Source organism: Microbacterium sp. KR10-403, from assembly GCF_040196215.1.
In the GTDB taxonomy this organism is placed as follows: domain Bacteria; phylum Actinomycetota; class Actinomycetes; order Actinomycetales; family Microbacteriaceae; genus Microbacterium.
The window spans coordinates 185260-207914 of sequence record NZ_JBEGDC010000006.1 but is presented as its reverse complement, the minus strand read 5'-3'; the positions used below and the strand labels follow the sequence as shown (position 1 = coordinate 207914).

Sequence of the window (22655 nt, the reverse complement as noted above, 5' to 3'; positions counted from 1 at the left end):
GGAGTCACGTGCGCTACCGTCAGTGTCAGAACATGACGCACGCACCGTCAATGTTGATCGGATCAATATGCCCGCCACCCTGACCGCCGAGCAGACAGCGCATCGGCTCGGCATCAAGCCCGCGACGCTGTACGCGTATGTCTCGCGAGGGATGCTGCGGCGCGAGCGGACCCCGGCCGGGTCGCTGTTCGACCCCCTCGAGGTCGAGGAGTTCGCGGCGCGACGACGTCGCGGCGCATCGCCGGACACCGTGCACGCCGCAGGCTCGCCACTGACGATGATCGACACCGACGTGGCCGTGGTGCTCGACGACGAGCTCTTCCTCCGCGGACGCAACGCGGCACGGCTGGCTGCGACGTCGACCCTTCAGGACGTGGCCCGGGAGCTCTGGGGGGCGAGCGCGCCGTGGCCGGCCGCAGATGCCGACGATCGCGCCGCCGTGCGACGGGCCGTTGCGGCGCTCCCCGTCGGCGCATCACACCTCGACCGCCTCCGCACCGCGGTCATCGTGCTGGCCGCGCGGGATCCGCTGCGTGCGGAGGCGAGCATCGACGCGGTGCGACGAGCGGGAGTCCGGATGCTCCTGCACCTTCCGGATGCGCTGAGCGCCACCGCGGACGGCGACCTCTGGTCGGCGCTCACCGACCGTGCGCCCGACGACGTGGACCGCCGTGCCCTGCAGGCCGCGCTCATCCTGACCGTGGACCATGATCTCGCCGTCTCCACCATGGCGGCGCGAATGGCGGCGACCGCTCGCGGATCGGGATACGCCATCGTCTCGGCGGCTCTCGGCGCGTTCGACTCACCGCTGCACGGGACCGCCGCCGACGAGGCGCGCATGCTCCTCCGCTCCGTCCTCGACGGGGCCGCGCCCGACGACGCGATCGCCGCCGCGGTCTCCCGGACCGGGCGAGGCGTGCCGGGGTTCGGCCACCCGCTGTATGCGGAGACGGACGCGCGCGCGGCCACGCTCCTGCCGCTCGTGGCGCAGATGCGCGGTGGACGCGACGTCGGCGGCGCCGTCGCGGCACTCACCGCCGTGGTCGAGCACCGCACGGGGCTTCATCCCAACATCGATCTCGCCCTGGCGGCCTTCACCCTTGCGGCGGAGATGCCCACGGGCGCCGCCACGGCGATCTTCGCGCTCGGGCGCGTGGTCGGGTGGGTCGCGCACGGTCTTGCGGAGTACGCGGAGGCGCCCATGCGGCTGCGCCCGCGCGGCCGTTACGTCGGACCGCTGCCCTGACCGGTCGTGGCGTCCGTCGCCACCCCGCGCACCCACTCCAGCGCGACCGCGGCGATCTCGACGCCGATCCGGTCGGCGGGCCGGCAGTGCCGCGCGACCTCATAGCCGTGCCCGCCGTCGACGATCCAGTGCAGCTCGGCACGGGGACAGGATGCCACGGCCTGCTCGAGCTGCTCGTGGGGATCCACGAACGGGTCACGCGTGCCCGAGACGAACAGCTGCGGCACGGTGATGTCCGGCAGGTGCTCGGCGCGCAGCTTCTCGGGCTTGCCCGGAGGATGCAGCGGGTAGCCGAGGTAGATGAGGCCCGCCACATCGAGCCGCCCCTGCGCTGCGGCCATCGACGCCATGCGGCCGCCGTAGGAGCGGCCGGCGGCGAACACCGGCGCGTCGGCGGGCGCAGCATCCCGCACCGCCTCCCACGCCGCGATCGCCTGCGCCGGCGATCCGGGCACGCGTCGACCCGCCTGCGCGTACGGCAGATTGAAGCGGATGCAGCGCACGCCCGCCGCCGCGACGGCCTCGGCGAACCCGATCAGGAAGGGGTGGTCGAACCGCGTTCCGGCGCCGTGCGTGAGCAGGATCGTCGCCCAGGCAGGACCCGTCGGCTCATGCGTCGCGGTGTCGACCTCGATGGTTCCCGCGGGCAGCGACACCGCGACGGAGCCTTCACGCACGGTCGTCGTGATGCGCGTCCTCGTCATCGTCGGGGGCGCCGTCGCCTGCGTCCGTGGCGTCGTCAGCAGTATCCGTGGCGTCGTCAGCCGCGGCCGCGTCGTCAGCCGCCTCTGCGGCGTCGTCAGCAGCATCCGTGGCGTCCTCGGCCTGTTCGGACTCCGCCGACGACTCGTCCGCCGTCGCCCCGTCTTCTCCGACGGGGGCTGCCGCGGCATCCTGCCCGGTCTGCTCGTCCGCAGCGGCATCGGCCTCGTCCGCAGGCTGCTGCTCCGGCGATGCGGGCGCGGTCGTCGCGCCCTCATCGATCCGCTGGCCGAACCGCGGCGGCTCGTCGATGCGCTGACCGTATTCCGGAGGGGGTGGCGCGATGCGCTGACCGAACTGCGGCGGGGCGTCGGTGCGCTGCCCGTAGCGAGGCTGCTCCTGCGTGCGCTGTCCGAACTGCGGCGGGCCGGAGGGCTGCGCCGGCGGGCGAGGCTGGCTCGCGGGCGTGCCCTGGCCGCCGAGCACCTCGCGGGCGCGGTGGATGCTCGTGGGCAGCACCGTGACCTCGTAGTGGTCGGCGATCACCTGGGTCACCGAGGCGAAGTCGCGGCGGCGGCGCACGATCGCGTACCCGCCGATGCTCAGCAGCATCCCGAGCGCGACGCCGACGAACAGCACGCCGATGAAGACCGAGAGGTTCACGGCGCTGTTGCCGAGCACGAAGATCGCGGAGAAGAAAAGTCCGAGCAGCAGGCCGTTGATGGCGCCCTGGCGCGCGGCGGTCGCGTAGCCGAGCTTGCCGGTCACACGTTCCACGGAGCGCAGCCCGTTGCCGACGATCGCGATGTCGCGTGCGGGCACGTCCGACTCCACGAGTGTCGAAACGGCCTTCTGCGCGCCCTCATACGTCGGAAAGCTCGCGACGGTCTCGCCGACCTCGCCACGTCCTCTGCCCATCCCCGGCATGCTCACCCCTCCATCTTGTCACGACGGCCTGACGCATTCCCGGATCGGGATGCCCCGGACGACTACGCTGAGAGCGTGAGTACGCAGAGGGTTTTCGTCGCGCGGCTGGCCGGCTGCACGGTCTTCGACCCCGCGGGCGACCGGGTCGGACGTGTCCGAGACGTCGTCGTCATCTATCGAAAAGACGACCCGCCCCGAGTGATCGGTCTGGTCGTCGAGATCCCCGGTCGTCGCAACGTGTTCCTGTCGATCGGACGGGTCACCTCCATAGCGACCGGACAGGTCATCACCACCGGTCTCATCAACGTGCGGCGCTTCAAGCAGCGCGGCGGCGAGGTCCGCGTGATGGCCGAGATGCTCGGCCGCAAGGTGTATTTCCGCAACGGCTCGGGGCACGCGGTCATCGAGGACGTCGCGATCGAGCAGGACCGCCTGGGCATGTGGAGCGTCGGTCAGCTGTTCCTCCGCAAGCCGAAGACGTCGGCCTCGCCCTTCGCGAAGGGACCCACCACGTTCGCCGAGTGGACGGACGTCCGCGAGCAGCAGAACCCGGGCGAGGCGCAGTCGGCCGAGCAGCTCGTGGCGACCTACTCCGAGCTCAAACCCGCCGATCTCGCCAACACACTGCTCGATCTGCCCGATGAGCGTCTGCTCGAGGTCGCGGGCGAGCTGCCCGACGACCGCCTCGCCGATGCGCTCGAAGAGATGCCCGAAGACGAGCAGGTGCACATTCTCGAGCAGCTCGGCGACGAGCGCGCGGCCGACATCCTGGACGCCATGGAACCCGATGACGCCGCCGACGTCCTCGGGCAACTGCCCGAGACGCGACTGGAGAAGCTCCTCGAGCTCATGGAGCCCGAGGAAGCCGACGACGTCCGTGAGTTGCTGAAGTACGGGCCCGACACCGCGGGCGGACTGATGACCAGCGAGCCGATCGTCCTCCCCGCCGATGCCACCGTGGCCGAAGCGCTCGCACTGATCCGTCGCCATGAGCTGCATCCCGCGCTGGCGGCGGCCGTGTTCATCACGCTGCCGCCGTACGAGACGCCGACCGGGCGGCTGCTGGGCACCGTCCATTTCCAGCGGATGCTGCGCTACCCGCCGCACGAACGTCTCGGGGCGATCATCGATGACACCGTCGATCCCGTTCCGGTGACGGCCTCCGCTGCCGAGGTCGCGCGGCTGCTGGCCAGCTACAACCTCGTGTCGATGCCGGTCGTCGATCCCGCGCATCGACTCGTCGGTGCGGTGAGCGTGGACGACGTGCTCGACTATCTGCTGCCTGAAGACTGGCGATCTCAGGACGGTGAAGACACCGTCGATCCCGTTCCCACCACGACCGCAAGCATCCCGAGGAGGCGCTGATGGCCCGCACCACGAATCGCGTCGGCCTCGACGCTCCGCGCGGCCGCACCGGCATGCGCACCCGTGCGGCTCAGCCGTCGCGTGATCGCTTCGGCCGCTTCACCGAGTGGGTCGCACGCGCGATGGGCACCCCGACATTCCTGGCGCTGCTGACGATCTTCTGCGTCGCCTGGATCGCCTGGAACACCCTCATGCCCGACGCCGTCCGGTTCGACTCCCAGACGTACGGGTTCACCGTGCTCACGCTCGTGCTGTCGTTGCAGGCGTCATATGCCGCGCCGCTCATCCTGCTCGCGCAGAACCGGCAGGACGACCGCGACCGTGTGCAGATCGAGCAGGACCGTCAGCGCGCCGAGCGCAACCTCGCCGACACCGAGTACCTGGCGCGCGAGATCGTTGCACTGCGCCTGGCTCTGAGCGAGCTCACCGATCAGGTGATGACCCGTGACGCGCTACGGCAGGAGCTCAAGGCGGCGCTCGAGCCCGACGATGCCTCGGGCAGCGCCGGCGCCGGGTCATGACCTCGCTCTCGGACGAGGTGCGCGCAGCCGTCGGGGCCGTGGTCGACCCCGAGCTGCGCCGCTCGATCGATGACATGGACATGGTGCGCGAGGTCACCGTCGACGATGCCGGCACCGCGCACGTGTCGATCGTGCTGACCGTGGTCGGCTGCCCGATGGCGCAGAAGATCGAGACGGATGTCGCGACCGCCGCCGCGTCGGTCGCGGGCGTGAACGCAGTCGAGGTGACCGTGGGCACGATGGATCCCGCGGAGCGCTCCGCCCTCGTCGAACGCCTGCGCGGTGCGCGCGGGCAGCGCGACGGACGCTTCGGCAGACGTTCGCGCACCCGTGTCATCGCGGTGACGAGCGGCAAGGGCGGCGTCGGCAAGTCCACGCTCACCGCCAACCTCGCGGTGGCATTGGCCTCGCTCGGTCGCAAGGTGGGCCTCGCCGACCTCGATGTGCATGGCTTCTCGATTCCCGGACTGATGGGCCTCGTGAATGCGGACGGCACGATGCCGAACCCGACGAAGATCGACGACATGATCCTGCCGCCCGTGGCGCACGACGTGAAGACCATCTCGATCGGCATGTTCCTGCGCGGGGGAACCGAGGGTCAGGCCGTCGCATGGCGCGGGCCCCTGCTGCACCGCACGGTGCAGCAGTTCTTGAACGACGTGCACTTCGACGACATCGATGTGCTGCTGCTGGACATGCCGCCCGGCACCGGAGACATCGCTCTCACCGTCGGTCAGCTGCTCCCCCAGGCCGATGTTCTCGTGGTGACGACCCCGCAGCCGGCTGCGGCCGAAGTGGCGGTGCGCAGCGGGCTCGTCGCGCGCCAGACCGGGCAGCATGTGCTGGGTGTCATCGAGAACATGGCGGCGATGCCGCTGCCCGACGGCACCGTCCTGGACCTGTTCGGCTCGGGCGGCGGGCAGGCCGTCGCGGACGCCTTGAGCACCGATGACGAGCAGGTGCCGCTGCTCGGCTCGATCCCGCTGAGTCCCGTGCTGCGTCAGGATGGGGATGCCGGGACCCCGGCGGTCCTCGCGAACCCCGAGGATGCGGCATCCCGTGCTCTGACGGCTCTCGCGCAGCGCATCGATGAACTCGCGCCGCGGCGTCGTGGTGCGCAGAACATCGGGCACACGGGTGATCCGGTGGGCGCGGTTCCTCAGGTCTGACGCGAATCACAGCGCTGACGCGGCCGCGCCGCGCGCAGGATGAACGGACCGCTTGCGCAATTCGGCCACGAACGCGATGGCCCCGACGATCGCGAGACAGACGCCGGTACCGAGCCCCATAAGGCGTGCGTCGTCGAAGTTGCCCGCCTGGTACGAGCGCCAGGTCATGTCGACGATGGGCGCGACGATGGCGACCGCACCCGACAGCGGCGCCATGATGAACGACTCCGATGTCATCATCCCGATGAACGCGGCCAGCATCACGAGCAGCGGAGCTCCCCAGATGGCGGCGCCCGTGAACAGGGGCGAGATCGCTCCGGCCTCGACCAGAAGCGCGAGGACGATGGAGCAGACGCCGCCGAGAATGGTGATGGCAGACCATGCCAGCCGTCGGATGCGGCTTCGCATAGCGCCAGAGTAATCGGTTCGACATCGGCTCGCGCCCTCGAAATCCACTGGGCCATTGTCATCAGGAGTGCCTCCCTTCCCTTGTCGCGGCGGCCCTTCTCCCATCGGGGTGGCCCTTCTCCCATCGAGGTGGCCCTTCGATATCCACCGTGCCTCCTCGGGCTCGGCATCCCGCCTGTGCATCTCGGTCTCGGCCGCGTGTGTCTTGCTCAGAAGGGCGGTTGTTCGGTGGTGTGGGTGGTGATGGGGTCGGGGATGAAGGTGAGGGTGCCGATGGGGGTGTCGGTGTAGTGGCGTCCGGTGGGGCTGGTCCATTGCAGGATGCCGTGGCCGAGTTGTTTCACGCGCCAGAGGGTGTGGTGTTTGACGATGTGGTGGGGTCGGCAGGAGTCGCCGAGGTTCTCTTCGCTGGTGGGCCCGCCCAGGGCGGCGTCGATCGTGTGGTCTTGGTCGCAGGTCCAGGGGGGTCTGGTGCAGCCGGGGAAGCGGCAGTGTTCGTCTCTGACGTGCAGGAAGCGTTTGAGCTCGGCGGTGGGCCGGTACCGGTCCACGGCGACCGGTTCGCCGGTGGAGGGGTGGGTGAGGACTCTGTCCCAGCCGGGGGCGCCGGCGGCGAGGTGTTTGGCGGTTGCCAGGTCGATGGGTCCGTGGCCGGCCAGGAGTGCGGGTTGTTTGGAGTGGCCGAGGATGGTGAGGGCGGGGATGGTGATCTGCACGGTCGCCTTGATCGCGTCCAGGGCGTCGCCGTGACCGGTGGGGGCACCGGTGAGGAGGATGTCGGCGAGGATATCGGCACGCTTCTGGTCCATCGTGCGCGGGTCACTGTCCTCGTCTGCGGCGGGAGTGTCGTTGGTGCAGGCGTCGGCGTGGGGTCCGGTGATCAGCGTGAACCACGGCTCACCGGCGCTGTCGGTCGCCGCCGTGTCCGTCTCGCCCGCGTCCGCGGTGCCCGAGTCCGCGTCGTCCTCGCCGGCGGTGCTTGTGTCGGCGGTGCTCGTGTCGCCCGTGTTTGCGTCGCCCGTGCTTGCGTCGGCCGTGCTTGCGTCGCCCGTGCTTGCGTCGCTCGTGCTCGTGTCGCAGGTCGGATTACCCGTGGTGACCTCGCCCCCGGCAGCCTTGCCGCCCGCTGAGTCGTTGCCGCGCGCGCCCGCGTCGGCGGTGCCCGCAACAGCGGTGGCCGCGTCCGCGTCGCTCGAGACCGTGTCGCCCGCGTTGCCCGCGCCCGTGTCGCCCGCGCTCGTGTCCGTCGCCATGGCGGGCGTCTTCTTCTTCGTGGTGCGGGTCAGAGTGTGGGCCGCGGCGGTGAGCCGGTCGTAGATCGCGTGGGCGAGCACGGCGGGGCCCTCGAACACGATCCGTCCGCGCCCGTGGGGCAGGTCGATCAGCTGCACGAACCGTTCTTCTTTGGAGCGTTCGATCTCCGCTTGCACGCTGTCGGGGTCGATCCGGGCGGCGAGGACCTTCACGATCTTACTCAGCCGGTACGGGGTCTCACTTGCTGCGGCGACCAACGCCCGGTGCTCATAGTCGGCCCGCTTGTCGGGGTCGGAGATCAGTGTGCCCTCGTCCACGATCGTGTGCGCGTGCGCCTGGTCGATCTCCCCCTTTGCCAGGGCGGTGTGGGTCTCGGGGAACATCTGAACCAGCAGCGACGCGGTCCCCATCCGCGACTGCACCGACCGGTCGGACAGCCGCATGGCCGCGGCAAGCTCGGCGGAGATCTCCCGTAACGGCAGATCATGGGTGATGCGCAGGCCCCGCTCGCGGCGGTCCTTCTCCCGCTCGATCACGACGTCGACCGCCTGCGCGAGAAGATCCGCCTCATGCGCCTGCAGCACGGCGATCTGCTGACGCGTATCGACCAGATCAGACACGAGAGCATCCAGCGTGCCCCACAGCCCGGAACGCGTCAACGGACCCGACGACGCCGCAGACTCGGGCTTGGCTCCGGGCGCAGGCTCCGGTGTGGGCTCCGACTCGGGCGCGGATCCGAGCTCGGAATCGGCCGCGGCAGCGCCGGCAGGCTCGGACTCGAGCGTCGGATCGAGCACGGCCTCGGGCTCGCACGCGCGCGGGTCACCCGGCTCCGGCTCTACCGGATCAGACGACTGCGGAACAGAGGACACGAGAACAAGCTCCAGACGAACGCCAATGAGGATGGGCGTGCCCGCGGCGTCTGAACGAAAGGAACCGACAGCTAAGTCGACTCCGCGTGATGATCTTGGTCTCAGTGCTACTTCACGGATCGCGGGCCTGCGATGTACATCCATAGTAGCACGTATCTTCGATTCTGGGAGGTCTTCTGGTGAGACTTTCCTCATTGTTGTGTGCGCACTTCGTCGCAGAGAGTGACGCGTCGGCTCTGACTCTGGCACCGGCGCCGACTCCGGTGGGCACTCACAGATAGTCGTCGGGCGCAAGCACCCGCAGCCCACGATCATGGAGCAGGAACTGCGCCCGCACCCGCGCACCGGCACGCGCACACGCCCCGGCCAGCTCACGGGCCCAACGGCGTTCCGCATCTCGTACACGCGGACCCCCGCGCCGCTCCCACACGAACACCGCCTGCGCGAGGTCGAACTCCTCCATGATCTGCGACACACGCACGCCCAGAAGCTCCGCGTTCGCGACCTCGCCGAGATCCTCACTCGGACTGAACCCGAGCGGGTCTTCGGGCAGGTCATCGCACGGCATCACCACCGGCGCCAGAACGTCGCGACCGTCGAGGAACAGCATCCAGAACTGTCGGCGCATGGCACGCTCGAGAAGTTGCCCGATGCGCTCGGCCAGCAGGGTGTCATCGGTCAGCGGCGCATCACGGTCGGCCGCGAGTGTCTCATCTGTCATCGCTCCAGCATTGCGACACTGACGAGCCGAAGACGGCCCGCGACGCGATCTGTGGAGAAGTCGCCACCGACGGCCGCCTGGGGAGGAACCGCGTCAGGTGGCCTCGGAGTCGAAGGGCGGGACGGTTCCCGGCCGGAACGTCTCGGGCACCGGCCGCGACGCCGGTGCCGGCGAAGCAGCGGCAGAAGCAGAAGCGGCCGGCGCCACGGGCGCATCGTCGAGCAGCGCTTCACGGATGATGCGTCGCGGATCATACTGACGCGGATCGAGGGTGCGCCAATCGACGTCGTCACCGAGCTCGTCCTGCATGCGCTCCTTGGCCGTGCCCAGCAGAACACGCCCGCGCTTCACCGCCCGCGCGAGAAGCTCCGCGTACTTCGGGAGGCGCTCAGGCCCGAGCAGCATGGCGGCGATCACACCGATCACCAGCAGCTTCTCGAAGGTGAGCCCGAAGATCATGTCTTCAGATTACCCGCCGTGCCCGCAAGCAGCTCGCACACCGCTCGCGTAGGCTGGGCGCGGAGGTTGCCCACACATGAGCGAGCAGGATGCGAACCAGCGGTTCGTGCAAGAGGCCACGGTCGAGCCCGAGCACATCGCCCGCGCCCGCGCACACGCGCTCGAGCTGGGCGCCGCACCCGTCAGCCCGGCCGTGGGCGCCCAATGCGCTGTGCTGGCGGCGGCCACCGCAGCCCGCAGCATCATCGAAGTCGGCACCGGGGCCGGTGTCTCCGGCCTCTGGCTCATGCACGGCGCGCCGCGCGCGGTGCTGACCACGATCGACAGCGAACCCGAATACCTCGGCGCAGCCCGTCAGTCGTTCTCGGCCGCACGCGTTCCCGCCACCCGCACCCGTTTCATCACGGGTCGGGCAGCCGAGGTTCTGCCGCGGATGAACGAGGGCGCCTACGACATCGTGCTGGTGGATGCCGATCCCGAAGGCGTCATCGAGTACGTCGAGCACGGGCTCCGACTCGTCCGTCCGGGCGGCACCGTTCTCGTCCCCCGCGTTCTTGCGGGCGGCGCCGTCGCCGACCCGGTGCGCCGCGACGCGGTGACCAGTGCGTACCGCTCGCTGATCCAGGAGACCCAGTCATCCCCCGCCGTGATCGGCGCGCTCTCGCTGAGCGGCGAGGGACTGCTCCAGCTCACCACCGTGAACGCGGAAGAAGCCGGAAACGCATCAGCGGCCGGTCTGCTGGCCGGCCGCTGACATACGAGAAGTGGTGAACTACGCGTTCACGACACCGCCGAGCACGTCGTAGAGCTCTTTCGCTTCCGCGTCGTTCACGGACACCACAAGGCGCCCGCCCCCCTCGAGCGGAACGCGAACGATGATCAGACGCCCCTCCTTCACAGCCTCCATCGGGCCGTCTCCGGTTCTCGGCTTCATGGCTGCCATCGTGGCTCCCTTTCGTCGCTGGTCTGTCTCGTTAGTTTACCGTGCCACTCCCGGAGGCTGGCAATCGCGCGTCACGAAGCGGTTCGAACGGCCGGCGCTCAGGGAATCTGCCAGTACGTATTCCCCAGCGCGTACATGTTGTAGATCCACCACCACTGTCCGAGCAGGCACGCGAGCACCACTCCGACCCGCCATCCGCGCGAACGGGGCACGGCCGCCGCACCCCACAGCGGCGAGAGCGGCAGCAGCAGACGGAACACGCTGGACTGCGGGAAGAACACAGCGAACAGGTACAGCAGGTACGACGCCGACCACAGGCGCAGGTCCGTGCCCACTCTGCGCACGCGCGGGCCGAACAGCAGCAGCGCTGCTATCGCGATGACCAGCACGATGAGCGCCACGTGGCCGACCGTCTCCCCCAGACCCCACTGGCTGAACCAGAAACCGGCGGCGTCCCAGAACGCACGGAACGGCACGAACGAACCATCGTCGTCGGGGAGCCATCCACGGCGCCAGCTCGACTCGGTCGCGAAATAGGCATCCGGCTGGCCCGTGACCGCGCCCGCGATCAGGGGCCACGACAGCCCCGCGGCCGCGCCCAGAAGACCGTTCAGCACGATGTGGACGATCTGTCCGATGCGCAACGGCTCATGCTCGCGACGCCTCCACCGCACGATCGCATGCGCGCCGAGGAGCAGCGCGAACGCCAAGACCCCCGGCCGCGTGAAGGCCATGAGCGGCACGAGGGGGTACAGCCAGCCATAGTGCCGGCGGTCGACCGCCCAGAGTGCGGCGAACAGCAGCAGGAGGAACAGCGACTCGGCGTACGCCACCTGGAACATCGCCGCGAGCGGGGCGTTCGCGAAGAAGAGCACCGCCCACATCGCGGCGGTCCGGCCGATCCGCCGCCGCAGCAGCGCGTGCAGCACCAGACACGCGAGGTAGCCTGCGACCAGCGAGATGACGATGGCCGCCACCTGCCAGCCCGTGCCGGTCCCGCCCAGAAGCCGCGCCAGGTAGGGGAAGACGGGCATGAACGCCCACTGGTTCTGCGTCACCTGCCCGGTCTCGTCCAGCGGCAGCGTCGTGGGATAGCCGTGGACCGCGATGTACCAGTACCACTGCGCATCCCAGCCCATCAGCAGGCTGCCGACGCTCGGCCGTTCGCCGTAGCGCGACGCCGCCGTCGACAGCTGGGCCGCGAGCGCGAAGAAGGCCGTCGTGACCACGCGCGCGAGCAGATAGACGATCGCGACACGCAGGGCGACGGGCAGCCGGCGCCACCCGTGCGCCGTGCTCTCGCTCAGCTCGGCGACAGCCACGCCCGCAGGCCCTGCTCCACGGCCTCGATCTGCGCGATCGCCACCCGCTCGTCGTCGTGATGCGCCAGCAGCGGATCACCGGGGGCGTAGTTGACCGCGGGGATGCCCAGTGCCGAGAACCGCGCGACATCCGTCCAGCCGTACTTCGGCTGCGCCTGTGCGTGCACCGCGGCCAGGAACTCCTGCGCGAGCGGGGCATCCAGCCCCGGCCGAGCTCCGGCTGCGGCATCCGTGATCTCGATCTCGAACCCTTCGAAGACCGTGCGCAGGTGATCGGCGGCCTCATCGACCGTCCGGCTCGGCGCGAAGCGATAGTTCACCTCGACCTCGCACAGGTCGGGGATGACGTTGCCCGCGACCCCTCCGGCGATGCGGACCGCGTTCAGCCCCTCGCGGTAGACGAGCCCTTCGACCTCGACCTCCCGCGGCCGGTACTCGGCGAGCCGTGCCAGCACGGGAGCCGCTCCGTGGATCGCATTCTCGCCCACCCAGGCCCGTGCGCTGTGGGCGCGCACACCGTGCGTGCGCACGACGGCGCGCATCGTCCCGTTGCATCCGCCTTCGACCTGCGCGTTCGAGGGCTCACCGAGGATCGCGAAGTCGCCGGCGAACAGATCCGGGCGCGACTGCGACAGCCGGTTCAGGCCGTTGCGCGCGGCATCCACCTCCTCATGGTCGTACCACATCCAGGTGAGGTCCACGCGAGGGTCGGTCAGCTCCGCGGCGAGCTTCAGCTGCACCGCCAGCCCCGACTTCATGTCGACGGTGCCGCGGCCCCAGATGTACGGTTCGCCGTCGATCTCGATGTCACGCGTGGGGACGTTCCCGTTGATCGGCACGGTGTCGATGTGCCCCGCGATCACGACGCGCTGGGACTTGCCGCCGTTGGTGCGGGCGACGATCACATCGCCGTCGCGGATGACCTCCAGATGCGCATACGCGCGCACCGCCTCCTCGATCGCGTCGGCGAGGGCCGTCTCGTCGTCGGACACGCTCGGGATGTCGCACACGGCCCGGGTGAGATCGGCAGAGGTGGCGGTGAGGTCGAGCTGCGGCATCCCCCGAGTCTATCGACGTCATCGAACACGCCCCTGTCCCCTCCGACGGCTAGCGTGGAGGGATGAGCGATGAGCGGTGGATCTACGGTGCCGGCCTGACGACGATCGCGTCCGACGGCACGGTGCTGGACGCCTGGTATCCCTATCCGCGCACCGGCCGTGCCGAGGGCACGACGCAGGCGACGCGCGCGGCCGAGCTGCAGTCCGCCGTCGGGCACGATGCCCGACGCGACGTCGAGGTCGAGATCGTCGAGCTGGAGATCGATCTGGATGCCGTGCCCGCGTCGACCGCGGACGCCTACCTGCGTCTGCATGCCCTGTCGCACCGCCTCGTGGCCCCGAACGAGCTCAACCTCGACGGCATCTTCGCATTCCTGCCCACGGTCGCCTTCACGAACGCCGGGCCCGTCTGGCCCGACGACCTGGAGCGCCTGCGCCCCGGCCTGCGCGCGGCCGGCATCCAGGTGCAGGGGCTCGACAAGTTCCCACGACTGACCGACTACGTCACGCCGCCCGGGGTGCGGATCGGCGACGCCTCCCGCGTGCGCCTGGGTGCACACCTCGCACCCGGAACCACCGTCATGCACGAAGGGTTCGTCAACTTCAACGCCGGTACGCTCGGCAGCTCGATGGTTGAGGGACGCATCTCGCAGGGCGTCGTCGTGGGCGACGGGAGCGACATCGGCGGCGGCGCCTCGATCATGGGCACGCTCTCGGGAGGCGGCACCCACCGTGTCTCCATCGGCGCACGATGCCTGCTCGGAGCCAATGCCGGCATCGGCATCTCTCTCGGCGACGACTGCGTCGTCGAGGCGGGGCTCTACATCACGGGCGGCACCAAGGCCGTGCTGGCCGACGAGCCCGCCCGCGCCGACGGTTCACGGCCCACGGTGAAGGCCGTCGATCTGTCCGGTCGACCGGGTCTGCTGTTCCGCCGCAACTCGCTGTCGGGCGCCGTCGAGGTGCTGCGCCGCGCCGGCGCCGGCGTCACCCTGAACGACGCGCTGCACGCCTGAGCGCAGCGATCTCAGAGATCGCGCAGGGCCTGCGCCCGCGCCTGGGCGTGCTCGGCCTCCGAGATCACGCCGCGCCGGCGCAGATCATCGATCTCGGCGAGGCGCTTCTCGAGAGCGCCCGCGCCGGACGGCTCGGCGGGTTGCAGAAGCTTGCTGTTCATCACCTGCGCGGCCATCTGCGTCTCCATCGCCAGCGGGTCGTAGCCCGCGTTCTTCGCTGCCCGCCAGTTACGCGTCGCCGCCATGATGATGAACACCACCGCCGCGATGAAGAGCACGCCGAAAACGATGAACGCGATCACCATGATGCGGGGAACGGCGTCGAAGAGAGGATCCACAGCTTGCATCCTAGGGTGGTGCCGCATCCGCCGGAAAGGTGCACAATGGTTCGGTGACCGAACCATCTGAGAACGCCCGCGCGGCGGCCCTCGCGCTCTCCCGCACCGCACGCATGCTCGAGCGGGCGCTCGCGCACGGCACCGCGCCCGCGCTGAGCCTCTCCGACTACCGTGTGCTCACCGCCGTCGCCGGCGGTGAGGGCCGGGCATCCCGTCTCGCCCGACGCCTCGCCGTGGGCAAGCCGAGCGTCAGTGCCTCTGTCGACTCGCTGGTGCGGCGCGGGCTGCTGGCACGCAGCGCCGGTGCCGGCGATCAGCGTGCCATCGATCTGACGGTCACCGCCGGCGGCCACGCGCTGCTCGTCGATGCCGACCGCGCCGTGACCGCGCTGGTGACCGACATCGCCTCACGCACGCCCGACCCGAGTGGCACCCTCGCCGCCCTCGCCGCATTCGGCACTGCCCTCGAGCAGCGGCAGACCGAGATCGCGGCGCACCACGCGGAACGACGCGCATGACGGCGACCGCCGACGTCGGCACCGCTCGCGAACCCGGATGGATGCGCCGCCTGGGCCGGTACCTGCTGCGCCACCGCCGGAACCTCACGATCGCCCTGTCGGCGGCCGTGCTCGGCGCGGCGTGCCAGGTGGCCACTCCCCTGGTCGCCCGCGCCATCGTCGACGACGTGATCGTCGACGGTACCGCACCGCTTCTCCCCTGGCTGGTGCTGCTCATCGTGCTGGCGGTGCTCGCGTTCGGATTCTCCTATCTTCGCCGCTATCGCGGCGGCCGTATCGGACTCGACGTGCAGAACGACCTGCGCAACGACATGCACGACAAGCTGCAGACACTCGACGCCTCGACCCTGAGCACCATGCCGACGGGCCAGCTGGTGGCCCGGGCCAACTCCGACACGGCGCTCGTGCAGGGGCTGCTGAACTTCGTGCCCATGCTCAGCGGCAACGTGCTCATGATGGCGCTGTCGCTGATCGTGATGTTCGTGCTCTCGCCGCTGCTGGCGCTCATCAGCCTCGCCATCGTCCCGGCGCTCATCGGAATCAGCTATCGGATGCGCAGCCGCGTCTTCCCTGCGAGCTGGGACGGCCAGCAGCGCGAGGGCGAGCTCGCGGGCATCGTCGACGAAGACATCGCGGGGGTCCGGGTCGTGAAGGCATTCGGTCAGGAGCGACGCGAGCTGCGTCGGCTGACGGATGCCGCAGCCCGCCTCTACGGCTCGCAGATGCGCGCTGTGCGCATCCAGTCCCGCTTCCAGCCGCTGCTCGAAGCCGTGCCGGTGCTCGGGCAGGTGGGAATCCTCGCCCTCGGCGGATGGCTCGCCCTGAACGGATCGATCACGCTCGGCACCTTTCTCGCGTTCTCCACGTACATCGCCACGCTCATGGCGCCCTCGCGGCAGCTCGCCGGCATGCTCACGATCGCCCAGCAGGCACGGGCGGGCGTCGAGCGCATCTTCCAGCTGCTCGATCTGCGGCCCACCGTGGCCGACGCCCCGAACGCCGTCGAGCTCGCGCCCGAGCCCGGCGCGGTCGTCTTCGACGACGTCACGTTCGCCTACCCGGGCGGTCAGCCGGTGCTCGACGGCTTTTCGCTCACGATTCGGCCCGGCGAACGCGTCGCACTGGTCGGCGCGAGCGGCAGCGGCAAGTCGACGGTCGGGCGTCTGCTCGTCCGCTCCTACGACCCCGACGCGGGCGAGATCACGATCGGCGGCCACGATCTGCGCACCGTGCGCCTCGCCTCCCTGCGCGCGAGCGTGGGCATGGCGTTCGAAGACGCCTTCCTCTTCTCCGAATCGGTCCGCGACAACATCGCATACGGAGCCCCGGAAGCCACCGACGAGCAGATCGAGCAGGCCGCGCGCGCCGCGCAGGCGCACGACTTCATCGCGGCGCTCCCCCAGGGCTACGACACCGTCGTGGGCGAACGCGGGCTGAGTCTGTCGGGCGGGCAGCGACAGCGCGTGGCCCTTGCCCGTGCGATCCTCCGCGACCCGGCGATCCTCGTGCTCGACGACGCCACCAGCGCCGTCGATGCGCGCACCGAGCAGACGATCCACGACGCGCTGCGCTCGGTGTCCGAGCGGCGCACGGTGCTGCTGGTGGCCCATCGGCACTCCACCCTCCATCTCGCCGACCGCATCGTCGTGCTCGAGGACGGTCGTATCGCCGCGGAGGGAACGCACGACGAGCTCATCGATGCCAGCACGACCTATCGGGCGCTGTTCGGTGACGGCGAGGTCCCCGACGAGGGCGGCGCCGAGGATGATCGGGATGCCGCGGACCTCAGCACGTCGCCTTCGTCGCTGCGCGCCGGCGCTCACCGACCCGCGCGCAGCGGGTCGAAGAGCCGTGCGCGCGCGCAGTCGGTCGGCGCACCGAGTCTCGGCATGGGACTGGGCGGCACAGGCGGCGGCCTGCGCGGCAGCCTGGCGCCCACCCCCGAACTCCTCGCACAGGTCGCGAAGCTGCCGCCCGTCGTCGACCACCCCGACGTCGACATCGACCGCGAGGGGCGCAGGCAGCCCGGCTTCAGCCTCGGCGCACTCCTGCGCGAGTTCCGCCGTCCTCTGCTGTTCGCCCTCGTGTTCGTCGTCATCGACGCACTCGCCGGACTCCTCGGACCGGCCGTCGTCAAGGCCGGCATCGACCAGGGCGTCGCCGCGGGGGCGGCGAACGTGCTTTTCGCGGCATCCATCGTCTACTTCGCCATCGCGATCGTCGACATGTTCACCGGTATGGCCGAGTCGTTCGTCAGCGGCCGCGCCGCGCAGCGCATCATGCTCTCGCTGCGCGTGCGCGTGTTCGCGCAACTGCAGCGGCTCTCGCTCGACTACTACGAGCGCGAGATGGCCGGCCGCATCATGACCCGCATGACCACCGACATCGACCAGTTCGAGTCGCTGCTGCAGAACGGACTGCTGGGTGCGCTCGTGGCGGGCGTCACGTTCGTGGGCGTCGCGATCGCGCTGGTGGTAGTGGATGCCCCGCTCGGCCTCGCGGTGCTGACGATCATCATCCCCCTGGCGTTGGCCACGGTGTGGTTCCGCCGTCGCGCCGCGCGGCTGTACGACGTCGCGCGGGAACGGATCGCCATCGTGAACGCCGCGTTCCAGGAGAGCCTGGCCGGCGTGCGCGAGTCGCAGGCGTTCACGCACGAGCAGGAGACGATGCGCACGTTCCACGGCCACGGAGCGGCCTACCTGCGCTCGCGGGTCGCCGCCCAGCGGCTGGTGGCGGTGTACTTCCCGTTCGTGCAGTTCCTCTCGGCAATCGCCGATGTCATCGTGCTCGGGCTCGGCGCGACGCTCATCGCCCACGGGCAGCTGACCGCCGGTGCCCTGATCGCGTTCCTCCTGTACATCGACATGTTCTTCTCGCCGATCCAGCAGCTCTCGCAGGTGTTCGACGCCTGGCAGCAGACCCGGGTGTCGGTGAAGCGGATCGCCGAGCTCATGCGCCTGGAGACGCTCACCCCCGACGCGGCAGATCCGATCCCCGTCGATCGGCTCTCCGGTGAGGTGGCGCTCGACGACGTGCACTTCGCGTACCCGACGGGGCCGGTCTCGTCACATCTGCGCGGGCCGCGCGACGCAAAGGGACTCGTCGAGGCCCCGGCGGCTCGCCCCGCGGAGGCGCTCAGCGGTGTCGCGCTCGCGATTCCCGCCGGGCGCACCGTGGCCCTGGTCGGCGAGACCGGCGCGGGCAAGTCCACGGTGATGAAGCTCATCGCCCGCTTCTACGACCCCGATGCGGGCGCGGTGCGCGCCGACGGCTCCGATCTGCGCACCCTCGACCTGAGCGGGTACCGGTCACGCCTCGGCTACGTGCCGCAGGAGTCGTTCCTGTTCACCGGGACCATCGGCGACAACATCGCCTATGGTCGGCCCGATGCCACCCCCGACGACATCGTCCGCGCGGCCCATGCGGTCGGCGCGCACCGCATGATCGATGCACTGCCCGCGGGCTACGAGACCGAGATCTCCGAGCGCGGGGCGTCCCTGTCGGCCGGGCAGCGACAGCTGGTCGCGCTGGCCCGCGCCGAACTCGTGGACCCGGCGATCCTCCTGCTGGACGAGGCGACCTCGAACCTCGACCTCGCGAGCGAGGCGCGCGTAACCGAGGCCATGCACCGCCTCACCCGCGACCGGACGACGGTGCTCATCGCGCATCGCCTGCAGACCGCCATGCATGCGGATCGCATCGTGATGCTCGCGCACGGGCGGATCGCCGAGGCCGGCACCCATGACGAACTGCTGCGCGCCGACGGCGCCTACGCGGCGATGTGGCGGGCGTTCGAGCTGTCCGGCACGCGGGCCGGCTGACTCAGCCGCGGATGCGCACGGAGAGGCACGTGACGCAGCCCTCGAGCTTCTCGAACTCGGTGACCGGGGTCTCGACGACCTCCCACCCGTGTTCACGCAGGAGCGCCGCGGTGCGCGGAGCCGACGCCGAGATGAGGACGGTCCGGTCGTCGAGCACGACGACGGCGCTGCCCTCCGGCTCGGGGATCGGCAGGAACGCCGCGAACACGGCGGAGTCGTCCACCAGGGGCTCGTAGCCGATGACCGTGCCGTCGGGCAGTGCCGTGACGGCGGTCTTCAGGTGCAGCACCTTCGTGACGGGGACCGCGACGACCTCCCACCCGCGCGGCGCGAGAAGCGCGCGCAGCTGCGCGATGCCCGCGTCGTTCGTGCGGGACGAGCGCCCCACATAGGCCGTGTGCCCGATCTTCAGGACGTCGCCGCCCTCAAGGGAGCCGGGTGCGTCGATCTGCGCATACGCCACGTCAGAGGCCTCAAGCAGTCGTTTCGCGCTCTCGATCTCCTCGCGCCGCGAGTCGGCGCCGGGTCGGGTGACGACGGCCAGGTCACCGAAGAAGACCACGACGTCCTCGACGAACACGCCATCGGGGTGCTCATCCGCGGTGTCGAGCGGCAGGATGTCCCACCCGCGCGCCCGGTAGACCTCGACGTAGTCGTCCCACTGGCTGCGCGCCAGCGCGGGGTCCACCGGCACACGCTGCTGATGCGTGAGCTCTCCGTCGGCGAGACGCGGAGACGGAGGCCGGACCAGCAGCCGCGCCATCAGGCGAGACCGGGGTACGTGCGCTCCGGCGAGCCGACGTAGAGCTGCTGCGGGCGGCCGATCTTGGTCTGCGGGTCGCCGACGGCCTCCCGCCACTGCGCGAGCCAGCCGGGCAGCCGCCCGATCGCGAACAGCACGGTGAACATCCGCGTCGGGAAGCCCATGGCCTTGTAGATCACGCCGGTGTAGAAGTCGACGTTCGGGTACAGCCGGCGCGAGACGAAGTAGTCGTCCGCCAGGGCGATCTCCTCGAGCTCCTTGGCGAGGTCGAGGAGCGGGTCCTTGACGCCCAGCTCGCGCAGCACCTCGTCGGCCGACTCCTTGACGAGCTTCGCACGCGGGTCGTAGTTCTTGTAGACCCGGTGCCCGAAGCCCATCAGCTTCACGCCCTCTTCCTTGTTCTTCACGCGCTCGACGAAGCGCTGCACGCTCTCGCCGGAGTCGCGGATGCGCGCGAGCATCGTGAGGACGGCCTCGTTGGCACCACCGTGCAGCGGACCGGAGAGCGCCTGGATGCCCGCCGAGATCGACGCGAACTGGTTCGCTCCGGTGGAGCCGACCAGACGGACCGTCGAGGTGGAGGCGTTCTGCTCGTGGTCCTCGTGCAGGATCAGCAGCAGCTCGAGCGCCTTCGACATGACCGGGTTGACCTCGTACGGCTCGCTGAGCACGCCGAAGTTCAGCTTGAGGAAGTTGTCGACGAAGCTCAGCGAGTTGTCGGGGTAGAGGAAGGCCTGGCCCACGCTCTTCTTGTGCGCGTAGGCGGCGATCACCGGCAGCTTCGCGAGCATGCGCACCGTGTTCAGCTCCACGTGCTCGGGATTGTGCGGGTCGGTCTGCCCCTCGTAGTAGGTCGACAGCGCCGACACGGCCGACGACAGCACCGACATGGGATGCGCGGTGTGCGGCAGCGCGGAGAAGAAGTGCTTCAGGTCTTCGTGCAGGAGGGTGTGCCGCCGGATGCGGTCGTCGAAGTCGCTGAGCTCGGACGCCGTGGGGAGCTCGCCGTACAGCAGCAGCCAGGCCACCTCGAGGTACGAGCTGTTCTTCGCGAGCTGCTCGATCGGATAGCCGCGATAACGCAGGATCCCCTGGTCTCCGTCGATGTAGGTGATCTCCGACTTGGTCGCCGACGTGTTCACGAACCCGTAGTCGAGGGCGGTGTGGCCGGTCTGTCGGGTCAGGGTCGAGACGTCGATGCTCGGATTGCCGTCGGTGCCCCGCAGCAGGGGGAACTCGGCGGTACGACCAGCGATGGTGAGGGTGGCGACGTCCGCCTGTGCTCCCGCGTCGGACACGAGGCCTCCTTGTGATTCGTGGCATCCGGGGTCTCTTACAGCCTAGTCCGCCCTCAGGCACACTGAGACATCCGCCAAACGATCGCGAGGTGTGGTGGTGGGATGCTACGAATTCAGTCGCTGCGCGGCGACGGCGACCCGCTCATCCGGCGCCGTCAGCGAGAACCGGATGTGCTGCGGGAAGTGCGGGCCGTAGAAGTGCCCCGGTCCGGCGAGGATGCCCAGGTCGGCCAGACGATCGAGGCTCTCCCAGGCGTCCTTCCCCTCCGTCGCCCAGAGGTACAGCCCCGCTTCGCTGCCGTCGATGCGGAAGCCCGCCGCCTCGACGGCGGGCTTGAGGATGTCGCGACGCCGCCGGTAGCGCTCCTTCTGCGCGGCCACGTGCGCATCGTCGCCGAGGGCGGCGACCATCGCATGCTGCACCGGGCCGGGCAGCATGAGGCCCAGGTGCTTGCGGGCGGTCAGCAGTCGCGCGACGACCGCGTCGTCACCAGCGAGGAACGCCGCACGATAGCCGGCCAGGTTCGACTGCTTGCTCAGCGAGTACACCGCGAGCACTCCGGTCGTATCTCCCCCGGTGACCCGCGGATCGAGGATCGACGGGATGGACTCGCCGTCCCACGGCGCATCCCAGCCGAGCTCGGCATAGCACTCGTCGCCGGCGATGACGGCGCCGAGCTCCCGCGCGCGCACCACGGCGGAGGAGAGCGACGGGATGCCGCGGACCCGTCCATCCGGGTTGCCCGGGCTGTTCAGCCACACCAGACGGGTCGCGGCCGGCCACTCGTCTGGGTCGTCCGACGCCAGGGGCGTGGCCCCCACCAGGCGTGCGCCGACCTCGTAGGTCGGGTACGCCGCGCGCGGGTGCACGACCACGTCACCGGGGCCGAGACCGAGCAGCAGCGGAAGAAGCGCGACGAGCTCCTTCGAGCCCACCGTCGGCAGGATCTGGGCCGGGGTCAGCCCGGCCACCCCGCGCCGGCGCGCGAACCAGTCGACGATCGCCTCGCGCAGCGCGGGCGTCCCGACGGTCTGCGGATAGGAATGTGCGTCGGTCGCGGCGGCGAGGGCCTCGCGGACCACCGCGGGCGTGGCATCCACCGGCGAACCGATCGACAGATCGACGATCCCGTCCGGGTGAGACCGCGCGCGGGCGGCATACGGTGCGACGGCGTCCCAGGGATATTCGGCGAGGTCGGCGACGCCCACGGTCAGCCGTTCTGCGGCGGCAGCGCGGCCACGAGCGGGTGGTCCTTGTGGATCACGCCGACCTTCGCGGCGCCGCCCGGTGAGCCGAGGTCGTCGAAGAACTCGACATTGGCCTTGTAGTAATCGGCCCACTCCTCGGGGAGGTCGTCCTCGTAGTAGATCGCCTCGACCGGGCACACCGGCTCGCACGCACCGCAGTCGACGCACTCGTCGGGGTGGATGTAGAGCGAGCGGTCGCCTTCGTAGATGCAGTCGACCGGGCATTCGTCGACGCAGGCGCGGTCTTTGACATCCACACACGGCAGGGCGATCACATACGTCACGCCGTCAGTCTAGTTGCCTGTGCGACCGCGCGCCCTCGACAGGTCGGGCCAGGCCACGACGACCGTCGCGACGACGACGAGGCCGATGCCCCAGACCAGGCCCAGGTTGATCTCTCCCTCGGGCGTGGCGGGCACCACGACCGACCCTCCGGGTCCCGTTCCCGAGAACAGCACGGTCGCCGCCAGCGCCCCGAGGCCGCCGGCCAGCGCGGTCCAGCGATCGGCCGTCATCCCGCGCATCGCGATGAACATCGCGGCGATGCCGATCAGCGCGAGGATCAGTCCCACGGGTATGACGCCGAGCGTGTACGCCTGGGCGATCGTGCCCGCGGTGCCGTACACGGCGCCGATGAGCAGCGACATCACCCAGGTGAGGATCCGGGCCAGCGTGTTCGTCAC

Annotated in this window: 23 protein-coding genes; 8 read left to right on the top strand and 15 right to left on the bottom strand. The window is 70.0% G+C overall.

Translation table 11 applies throughout. The features are described from left to right. Nucleotides 1-67: 67 nt before the first annotated feature. Complete coding sequence (locus ABMQ42_RS15220; protein ID WP_349723838.1) at nucleotides 68-1246, top strand: citrate synthase; 1179 nt, start codon at nucleotides 68-70, stop codon at nucleotides 1244-1246. Here the strand turns inward: ABMQ42_RS15220 and ABMQ42_RS15215 are convergent. Together ABMQ42_RS15215 and ABMQ42_RS15210 are read right to left on the bottom strand one after the other, a co-directional pair. Then, nucleotides 1225-1923 carry an alpha/beta hydrolase family protein gene (locus ABMQ42_RS15215; protein WP_349723837.1) on the bottom strand — a complete coding sequence of 233 codons (699 nt, stop codon included), beginning with the start codon at nucleotides 1921-1923 and terminating at the stop codon, nucleotides 1225-1227. The two genes, ABMQ42_RS15220 and ABMQ42_RS15215, sit on opposite strands and share 22 nt — an antisense overlap. Beyond that, a complete protein-coding gene (locus ABMQ42_RS15210) occupies nucleotides 1916-2866 on the bottom strand; it encodes a YflT domain-containing protein (protein ID WP_349723836.1) in 951 nt (316 codons plus the stop codon). The genes ABMQ42_RS15215 and ABMQ42_RS15210 overlap by 8 nt, the downstream gene beginning before the upstream one ends. An 84-nt stretch (nucleotides 2867-2950) precedes the next feature. On the opposite strand from ABMQ42_RS15210, the gene ABMQ42_RS15205 reads away from it, so the two are divergent. Genes ABMQ42_RS15205 through ABMQ42_RS15195 form a run of 3 tightly spaced genes read left to right on the top strand, consistent with a single transcriptional unit; the run spans nucleotide 2951 to nucleotide 5930 of the window. Continuing rightward, nucleotides 2951-4240 (top strand): magnesium transporter, encoded by a 1290-nt coding sequence (locus tag ABMQ42_RS15205; protein WP_349723835.1) that lies wholly within the window; start codon nucleotides 2951-2953, stop codon nucleotides 4238-4240. Then, nucleotides 4240-4761, top strand: coding sequence for a DUF1003 domain-containing protein (locus tag ABMQ42_RS15200; protein ID WP_349723834.1), 522 nt, complete (start codon nucleotides 4240-4242; stop codon nucleotides 4759-4761). Before ABMQ42_RS15205 ends, ABMQ42_RS15200 begins: the two co-directional genes overlap by 1 nt. Then, entirely contained in the window at nucleotides 4758-5930 is a 1173-nt protein-coding gene (locus ABMQ42_RS15195) for an Mrp/NBP35 family ATP-binding protein (protein WP_349723833.1), read from the top strand. Before ABMQ42_RS15200 ends, ABMQ42_RS15195 begins: the two co-directional genes overlap by 4 nt. A gap of 6 nt (nucleotides 5931-5936) precedes the next feature. On the opposite strand, the gene ABMQ42_RS15190 is transcribed toward ABMQ42_RS15195, so the two are convergent. The 4 genes from ABMQ42_RS15190 to ABMQ42_RS15175 form a co-directional block, all read right to left on the bottom strand. Beyond that, nucleotides 5937-6338 carry a hypothetical protein gene (locus tag ABMQ42_RS15190; protein ID WP_349723832.1) on the bottom strand — a complete coding sequence of 134 codons (402 nt, stop codon included), beginning with the start codon at nucleotides 6336-6338 and terminating at the stop codon, nucleotides 5937-5939. A gap of 209 nt (nucleotides 6339-6547) precedes the next feature. Continuing rightward, on the bottom strand, nucleotides 6548-8464 hold the full coding sequence (locus ABMQ42_RS15185) for a DUF222 domain-containing protein (RefSeq protein ID WP_349723831.1): 1917 nt from the start codon (nucleotides 8462-8464) through the stop codon (nucleotides 6548-6550). A 271-nt stretch (nucleotides 8465-8735) separates the two neighbouring features. Beyond that, entirely contained in the window at nucleotides 8736-9185 is a 450-nt protein-coding gene (locus tag ABMQ42_RS15180) for a hypothetical protein (protein WP_349723830.1), read from the bottom strand. Nucleotides 9186-9278: 93 nt separating this feature from the next. Next, nucleotides 9279-9644: a twin-arginine translocase TatA/TatE family subunit gene (locus ABMQ42_RS15175; RefSeq protein ID WP_349723829.1), complete on the bottom strand. Its 366-nt coding sequence runs from the start codon at nucleotides 9642-9644 to the stop codon at nucleotides 9279-9281. 76 nt (nucleotides 9645-9720) lie between these two features. On the opposite strand from ABMQ42_RS15175, the gene ABMQ42_RS15170 reads away from it, so the two are divergent. Next, entirely contained in the window at nucleotides 9721-10398 is a 678-nt protein-coding gene (locus tag ABMQ42_RS15170; RefSeq protein WP_349723828.1) for an O-methyltransferase, read from the top strand. 18 nt (nucleotides 10399-10416) lie between these two features. On the opposite strand, the gene ABMQ42_RS15165 is transcribed toward ABMQ42_RS15170, so the two are convergent. The 3 genes from ABMQ42_RS15165 to dapE form a co-directional block, all read right to left on the bottom strand. Beyond that, nucleotides 10417-10587, bottom strand: a complete 171-nt coding sequence (locus tag ABMQ42_RS15165; RefSeq protein WP_084515728.1) for a DUF3117 domain-containing protein — start codon at nucleotides 10585-10587, stop codon at nucleotides 10417-10419. A gap of 98 nt (nucleotides 10588-10685) precedes the next feature. Beyond that, the gene (locus ABMQ42_RS15160; protein WP_349723827.1) at nucleotides 10686-11909 is read right to left on the bottom strand and encodes a putative hexosyltransferase; all 1224 of its coding nucleotides are present in this window, start codon (nucleotides 11907-11909) and stop codon (nucleotides 10686-10688) included. Continuing rightward, a complete protein-coding gene (gene dapE / locus ABMQ42_RS15155; RefSeq protein ID WP_349723826.1) occupies nucleotides 11891-12967 on the bottom strand; it encodes a succinyl-diaminopimelate desuccinylase in 1077 nt (358 codons plus the stop codon). The genes ABMQ42_RS15160 and dapE overlap by 19 nt, the downstream gene beginning before the upstream one ends. A 62-nt stretch (nucleotides 12968-13029) precedes the next feature. On the opposite strand from dapE, the gene dapD reads away from it, so the two are divergent. Continuing rightward, nucleotides 13030-13983, top strand: coding sequence for a 2,3,4,5-tetrahydropyridine-2,6-dicarboxylate N-succinyltransferase (dapD, locus tag ABMQ42_RS15150; protein WP_349723825.1), 954 nt, complete (start codon nucleotides 13030-13032; stop codon nucleotides 13981-13983). A gap of 11 nt (nucleotides 13984-13994) precedes the next feature. Here the strand turns inward: dapD and ABMQ42_RS15145 are convergent, their stop codons facing one another. Next, on the bottom strand, nucleotides 13995-14288 hold the full coding sequence (locus tag ABMQ42_RS15145; protein ID WP_349723824.1) for an SHOCT domain-containing protein: 294 nt from the start codon (nucleotides 14286-14288) through the stop codon (nucleotides 13995-13997). Between the two features lie 86 nt (nucleotides 14289-14374). On the opposite strand from ABMQ42_RS15145, the gene ABMQ42_RS15140 reads away from it, so the two are divergent. Both ABMQ42_RS15140 and ABMQ42_RS15135 read left to right on the top strand, forming a co-directional pair. Continuing rightward, entirely contained in the window at nucleotides 14375-14839 is a 465-nt protein-coding gene (locus tag ABMQ42_RS15140; RefSeq protein ID WP_349723823.1) for a MarR family winged helix-turn-helix transcriptional regulator, read from the top strand. Beyond that, nucleotides 14836-18663 (top strand): ABC transporter ATP-binding protein, encoded by a 3828-nt coding sequence (locus tag ABMQ42_RS15135; protein WP_349723822.1) that lies wholly within the window; start codon nucleotides 14836-14838, stop codon nucleotides 18661-18663. Before ABMQ42_RS15140 ends, ABMQ42_RS15135 begins: the two co-directional genes overlap by 4 nt. Nucleotide 18664: 1 nt before the next feature. Here the strand turns inward: ABMQ42_RS15135 and ddaH are convergent, their stop codons facing one another. The 5 genes from ddaH to ABMQ42_RS15110 form a co-directional block, all read right to left on the bottom strand. Next, the gene (gene ddaH, locus ABMQ42_RS15130) at nucleotides 18665-19426 is read right to left on the bottom strand and encodes a dimethylargininase (RefSeq protein WP_349723821.1); all 762 of its coding nucleotides are present in this window, start codon (nucleotides 19424-19426) and stop codon (nucleotides 18665-18667) included. Beyond that, a complete protein-coding gene (locus tag ABMQ42_RS15125; RefSeq protein WP_349723820.1) occupies nucleotides 19426-20724 on the bottom strand; it encodes a citrate synthase in 1299 nt (432 codons plus the stop codon). The genes ddaH and ABMQ42_RS15125 overlap by 1 nt, the downstream gene beginning before the upstream one ends. Before the next feature lie 105 nt (nucleotides 20725-20829). Further along, the gene (dapC, locus tag ABMQ42_RS15120) at nucleotides 20830-21933 is read right to left on the bottom strand and encodes a succinyldiaminopimelate transaminase (protein ID WP_349723819.1); all 1104 of its coding nucleotides are present in this window, start codon (nucleotides 21931-21933) and stop codon (nucleotides 20830-20832) included. Nucleotides 21934-21935: 2 nt separating this feature from the next. Beyond that, nucleotides 21936-22256, bottom strand: coding sequence for a ferredoxin (gene fdxA / locus ABMQ42_RS15115; protein ID WP_275276863.1), 321 nt, complete (start codon nucleotides 22254-22256; stop codon nucleotides 21936-21938). 9 nt (nucleotides 22257-22265) lie between these two features. Further along, on the bottom strand, nucleotides 22266-22655 hold the full coding sequence (locus ABMQ42_RS15110; protein WP_349723818.1) for a DUF6113 family protein: 390 nt from the start codon (nucleotides 22653-22655) through the stop codon (nucleotides 22266-22268).